We start from the raw sequence: 3,705 nt of genomic DNA, 5'->3' as shown, positions 1-3,705 counted from the left end.
CGCCTGCTCAGAGCCCGGAGACCTTGCCCTTGTACTTGGTGAACAGCGCGGTGAGGGCCGCGGCGATGAGCACGGCGCCGCCGATGACCGCGACCCAGATGATGACGGTGGAGATCGAGATGTCGCCCCGGTCGTCGTCCTCGCGCAGCTCCTGGACCCGGCCCTGCAGGACCGTCCAGGCGGCGAGGAAGGGGAGCAGCTCGGAGGGCATGCTCTCGAGCACCCGGTTCTTGGCCTTGTTGATCATGGAGAATCGTTTCCTTCTATCGAGGTGGTGAGTCGGGGGGTCAGGAGAGCAGGATCCGGGAGACGGCCGGGAAGCCGATCAGGAACATGATCAGCACCGCCAGGAGTGCGCCGGGCGCGGTCATCCGCTCCGAGTCCGCGTTCGCTTCCTCGGCCTGGCCTGCCATCAGCTCGGTCCGCAAAGACCTGGCCCGGGCCCGGAGCGTCGCGTACACGGCCGCGCCGTCGTTGCTGCTCAGGCGCATGATGTCGGCGACGTCGCCGAGCACGATCAGGTCCAGATCCGCCGAGAGCTGCTTGAGCTGGTCCCAGGGCGGGACCTTGTCGATGCGGGCCTTCTCCAGGGCGTCGCGGATCCGGATGAACGCCCAGCCCTGGCCGATCTCGGCGGCGCGCTCCAAGGACTCGGCAGGACCGGCGTCACCGGCGCGTTCCAGGGCGACCAGGTCGAGGTAGGCCGCGACTGCGTGGTTGAACTCCTCGCGGGCGCGCTTGGACTTGTCGCGGACCTCCAGGTCGGCGACGATCCACAACACGCCACCGAGCAGGATTCCCGCGGCCACGGGAACCGGGACCGGGGTGTGGACGCCGATCATCGTGATGGCCGCCCACAGCACGGCCGGTACCAGCAGGCCGCCGAGCGCGACGCCGACCTTGGTCAGGATGTGCTGGGCCGGTGTCTTGCCGATCAGCGCCAGGTCCTTGTAGGGGATCTTCACGCCGGGCAGGTGCTCGAGGTGGCGCAGCAGCCAGGCGCCCCATCGCTCGTCGGTGCTGAGCGCGGCGGTGGGAACCTCCTCCAGCGAGCCGGGACGGTTGACCAGGTCCAGCGTCGCGGACAGGTGCGGCTGCTGGCGCACCAAGGCCCGGACCAGGACAGCGACGCCACTGCCGACCAGGGCGCCGGCGCCGATCGCGGAGGCGGGGATCACCGGGCACCCCCACTCTGGAGCGCCGCGCTGCGGCCGCGCGCGTTCGCCGGTTCCGCCGCAGGGGCGCCGGGGACTTGGACGGCGCTGCGTGCGTCGACGGCCAGGAAGCGCGGGGTGGGCCGGAAGCTTGCCAGTGACCGCATCCAGGCCAGCACCGCCGCGAAGCCGGCGATCAGCACGGTCAACACCACCTGCCCGAGGACTGTGCCGTAGGGATGGGAGTACTGGGGGTCGAGGAACCCGAAGGCCACGACGCCGACCGTCATGAACGCCATCCAGCGCACGGTCGTGCGCGGTTTGGCCCGGTCCGCCTCGATCTGCCGGCGCTGGCGCACCTCCTCGCGGACGGTGTCTGCGAGGTCGTTGAGCGCCTGGGCCAGCCCCGGGCCGCGGTCGGCCGACCGCAGGATCAAGGCGGCGGCCACCTTGTCGGCGGTGGAGTCCCGCAGGGTGTCGGCGAAGGCGAGCAGCGCGTCCTCGGGCCGCCACCCCGACTGGAGTCGGGCGGCCAGCTCGCCGATGGGGGCCTCCAGCGGCAGCGGGGCGGTCTTGCGGCTGGCGATCATGGCCTGCTCCAGGCCCATGCCCAGCAGCAGCACGTCCGCCAGGCGGCGGGTCCAGTCGGCCAGCGCGTCCAGCTGCTCGATGCGGGCGCTGGTCGCCTTCGTCGGAGACAGCAGCCACGGCAGGCCGACGACGAGCAGCAGCGCGATCATGCCGAGCACGAACCAGCCGGTTATCGCCCAGACCGCAAGGGCCAGCACCCCTCCGACGGCCCAGCGCATCCGGGCGCGGGCCCGGGTCGCTTCGTCCCGGTCCTCGCTGCGCAGCGCTCGCCGCAGCCGGCCGACCGGGCCCGGTGCCAGGGGAGCGGCGGTGCCGACCAGACCGGTGACCAGGCCCACGAGACCGCCGGTGGCCGCGAGTCCGGCGAACAGCCCCACCAGGAGGGCGGTACCCATCAGAGCCTCACCTTCACGTCGAGCGGCCGGTTCCAGGTGCCGTGCGGGTTGTTCAGCAGGTCGCCGTCGAACCCGACGCGCATCAAGTCGCCCAGGCAGGTTGGGTGCATGAGCGGCACGGCGCGCAGCTCCTCGCTTTCGGGGCGCGGTCCGAAGATGACGTTCGTGGCGGGGCGACCGTTCTCGCCGGCGCCGGTGACCTCCAGGACATGGCTGATGAAGCGGTGCCGCCGGCCGCCGATGGCGGTCTCGTCGACCATGCGCAGGAAGACGACGAAGTTGATGCCGTTGGCGATCTGCCGGTAGGCGAGGGATTCGCTGAAGCCGTCGCCGGACTGCACGTACAGCTCGGCGATGCGGTCGAAGACCATGTGCGGCTCGCGGGCGTGGATGGTGCACATCGAGCCGCCCTCGCCGTTGGTCATCGACTGGAGCATGGGCACGACCTCGCGGCCGCGGACCTCGCCGACGATCATGCGGGAGATCGTCATCCGCAGCGCCGGGGGGATCAGCTCATCGAGCGTGATCTCGCCGGCCGCCTGCCCGTCGACGCGTTCGCCGTTGCCCTCACGGGCCTCCATGGCCACGACCTGATCGTGGTGGCCGAGTTCGTGGAGAAAAAGCTCGTACTCGGTCTCCAACGTGCCAATGCGCTCGTCCGGCGGGATCTCGCGGGCCAGCGCCCGCATGAGGCTGGTCTTGCCGACGCCCTGGGTGCCGGCGATCAGCACGTTCTTCTTGCCCTGGATCAGAGCGCTCAGGAAGTTGGCCAAGGTGTGGTCGAGGGTGCCCAGCTCGATCAGGCCGGCCAGGTCCATCTCGCGGACCCGGTGGCGTCGGATCGTGACCATCGGACGCGGCGTGACGTTGATCATTGCCTGGACACGGGAGCCGTCGCCCAGGCGCAGGGCGAGGAACGGGCTGTGGTTGGACAGGGTGCGCTCGCCCTGACCGGAGCGGCGCGCGAGGTCGCGCAGCAGCTCGACCAGGTCCTCGTCGGACTCCGCCACCGGGGCGACCTTCTGCCGCCGCGCGTCGCCGTAGTCGACCCACACCTCGTCGTACCCGTTGACCAGGATGTTCTCCACGCTGGGGTCGTCGAGGTACTGCTGGAGTCGGCCGGCGCGGAAGAGCAGGTCGAAGACGACGTTGCCGAGAGCTGCCTCCTCCTGCGGGGTCGTCGACTCGCCGCGGGCAACGGCGGCGGCGTTCGCCCATCGGGCCACTGCCTGGTTGATCAGATCGCGGCCGCGCTGCTGCCGGGTCGGCTCGCTCATCCCGGGGTCGCGCTGGACCGCGGCGGCGAGCTGGTCGGAGACCTGGCGCTTGAGCGCGGCCGCCACGGTGAAGTCCACCGGCGCGGGGGCCGGGCGCACCGCGGCCGTGGGACGCCCTGGTGCCAGGGGTACGGCGGAGGCTGGCCCACCGGCCGAGCCCTGGCCGTGCTGTGGCACGGTGACCAGGGTGGGCCGCGCCGGCGGCGCGGCGACGGTGGGGTCGTTGTGCAGAGGCTTACCCTGCATGGCTGACCTCCTGGGTTGTGGTCACGGTGGAGCGGGCAGGGG

4 protein-coding genes are annotated in these 3,705 nt (G+C 71.4%); all 4 read right to left on the bottom strand.

The annotated features are described in order from the left end of the window. Positions 1–7: 7 nt before the first annotated feature. The 4 genes from AC13HU_RS33980 to AC13HU_RS33965 are packed head-to-tail and all read right to left on the bottom strand — an operon-like array spanning position 8 to position 3,663. Entirely contained in the window at positions 8–247 is a 240-nt protein-coding gene (locus AC13HU_RS33980) for a hypothetical protein (protein ID WP_483045843.1), read from the bottom strand. 40 nt (positions 248–287) lie between these two features. After that, positions 288–1,178 (bottom strand): hypothetical protein, encoded by an 891-nt coding sequence (locus tag AC13HU_RS33975; protein ID WP_483045842.1) that lies wholly within the window; start codon positions 1,176–1,178, stop codon positions 288–290. After that, on the bottom strand, positions 1,175–2,140 hold the full coding sequence (locus tag AC13HU_RS33970; protein ID WP_483045841.1) for a type II secretion system F family protein: 966 nt from the start codon (positions 2,138–2,140) through the stop codon (positions 1,175–1,177). Before AC13HU_RS33970 ends, AC13HU_RS33975 begins: the two co-directional genes overlap by 4 nt. Next, the gene (locus tag AC13HU_RS33965) at positions 2,140–3,663 is read right to left on the bottom strand and encodes a TadA family conjugal transfer-associated ATPase (RefSeq protein WP_483045840.1); all 1,524 of its coding nucleotides are present in this window, start codon (positions 3,661–3,663) and stop codon (positions 2,140–2,142) included. Before AC13HU_RS33965 ends, AC13HU_RS33970 begins: the two co-directional genes overlap by 1 nt. Positions 3,664–3,705: the final 42 nt, after the last annotated feature.

The sequence above is a fragment of the Streptomyces sp. NH27 genome (assembly GCF_056859195.1).
Note: the sequence above shows the minus strand (reverse complement) of the source record. Positions and strands in the feature narration are given on the sequence as shown.

Bases quoted from the DNA above. Each gene is read 5' to 3' on its own strand.
- AC13HU_RS33980 (WP_483045843.1), bottom strand. From the start codon at position 247: ATGATCAACAAGGCCAAGAACCGGGTGCTCGAGAGCATGCCCTCCGAG.
- AC13HU_RS33970 (WP_483045841.1), bottom strand. From the start codon at position 2,140: ATGGGTACCGCCCTCCTGGTGGGGCTGTTCGCCGGACTCGCGGCCACC.
- AC13HU_RS33965 (WP_483045840.1), bottom strand. From the start codon at position 3,663: ATGCAGGGTAAGCCTCTGCACAACGACCCCACCGTCGCCGCGCCGCCG.